We start from the raw sequence: 1,757 nt of genomic DNA, 5'->3' as shown, positions 1-1,757 counted from the left end.
CCGAGCGTCGCGCCCACGTGGTCGCGCAGCTCGCCGACGAGCGCCTCGGTCTCCGCGGCCGTGCCCCGCAGGATCACGAAGGCGACGATCGCCTGGCCGGTGGTCTCGTCGGCGGCGCCGACGACGGCCGCCTCGGCGACCGACGGGTGCGAGACGAGCGCCGACTCCACCTCGGTGGTGGAGATGTTGTGCCCGGAGACGAGCATGACGTCGTCGACCCGGCCCAGCAGCCAGATGTCCCCGTCGTCGTCCTTCTTCGCACCGTCACCGGCGAAGTACTTGCCCTCGAAGCGGGACCAGTAGGTGTCGAGGAAACGCTGGTCGTCGCCCCAGATGGTGCGCAGCATCGACGGCCACGGCTCGGTCAGCACCAGGTAGCCACCGCCGCCGTGGGGCACCTCGTGCGCCTCGTCGTCGACCACCGTCGCGCTGATGCCGGGCAGCGGGCGCTGCGCCGAACCGGGCTTGGCCTCGGTGACGCCGGGCAGCGGCGAGATCATCATCGCGCCGGTCTCGGTCTGCCACCAGGTGTCCACGACGGGCGTCCGGTCGGCGCCGATGTGCTTGCGGTACCAGATCCACGCCTCGGGGTTGATGGGCTCGCCGACCGATCCGAGCACCCGCAGGCTGCCGAGGTCGAACTTGGCGGGGATGTCGTCGCCCCACTTCATGAACGTCCGGATCGCGGTGGGCGCGGTGTAGAGGATCGTCACGCCGTACTTCTGCACGATCTCCCAGAACCGCCCCTGGTGCGGGGTGTCCGGCGTGCCCTCGTACATCACCTGCGTCGCGCCGTTGGCGAGCGGGCCGTAGACGATGTAGGAGTGCCCGGTCACCCAGCCGACGTCGGCCGTGCACCAGTACACGTCCGTCTCCGGCTTGAGGTCGAAGACCGCCCAGTGGGTGTACGCCGTCTGGGTGAGGTAGCCGCCGGAGGTGTGCAGGATGCCCTTGGGCTTCCCGGTGGTGCCGGAGGTGTAGAGGATGAACAGCGGGTGCTCCGCCTCGAACGCCTCCGGGGTGTGCTCGGCGGACTGCCGCTCGACGAGCTCGTGCCACCAGGTGTCGCGCTCGCCGTTCCAGGCCACGTCCTGCCCCGTACGGCGCACCACGAGCACGTGCTCGACGTTGCCCGCCTTCGCGACCGCCTCGTCGACGGCCGGCTTCAGCGCGGACGGCTTGCCGCGCCGGTAGCCGCCGTCGGACGTGATGACGACCTTGGCGTCCGCGTCCTGGATGCGGGTCGCGAGCGCGTCCGCGGAGAAGCCGCCGAAGACGACCGAGTGCGCGGCGCCGATGCGGGCCGAGGCCAGCATCGCGATCGCCGTCTCCGGGATCATCGGCATGTAGATGGCGACCCGGTCGCCCTTGCGGACGCCCAGCTCCAGAAGGGCGTTGGCGGCCTTGGAGACCTCGTCCTTCAGCTCCGCGTAGGTGATCGCGCGGCTGTCACCGGGCTCACCCTCGAAGTGGATGGCGACGCGGTCCCCGTGCCCGGCCTCCACATGCCGGTCCACGCAGTTGTACGCGACGTTCAGCTCGCCGTCCTTGAACCACTTGGCGAACGGCGGGTTCGACCAGTCCAGCGTCTCGGTCGGCTCCTTGGCCCAGGTCAGCCGGCGGGCCTGCTCGGCCCAGAAGCCGAGCCTGTCAGCCTTGGCCTGTTCGTACGCCTCCGCGGTGACATTGGCGTGCGCGGCCAGGTCGGCGGGCGGCGCGAACCTGCGTTCTTCCTTGAGCAGGTTGGCCAGGCTCTC

The 1,757-nt window shown here is 70.5% G+C and carries 1 protein-coding gene; it reads right to left on the bottom strand.

Annotated features, from left to right (window positions below):
* Positions 1–1,757 (bottom strand): acetate--CoA ligase (gene acs, locus ACF08B_RS41635; protein ID WP_392322229.1); only part of this gene is annotated, 1,757 nt, incomplete at both ends.

It is taken from the genome of Streptomyces sp. NPDC015139 (genome assembly GCF_043079785.1).
GTDB classification, from domain to species: Bacteria; Actinomycetota; Actinomycetes; order Streptomycetales; family Streptomycetaceae; genus Streptomyces; species Streptomyces albidocamelliae.
The sequence above is the reverse complement of the archived record's forward strand: the minus strand, read 5'-3'. Positions and strand labels throughout refer to the sequence as shown.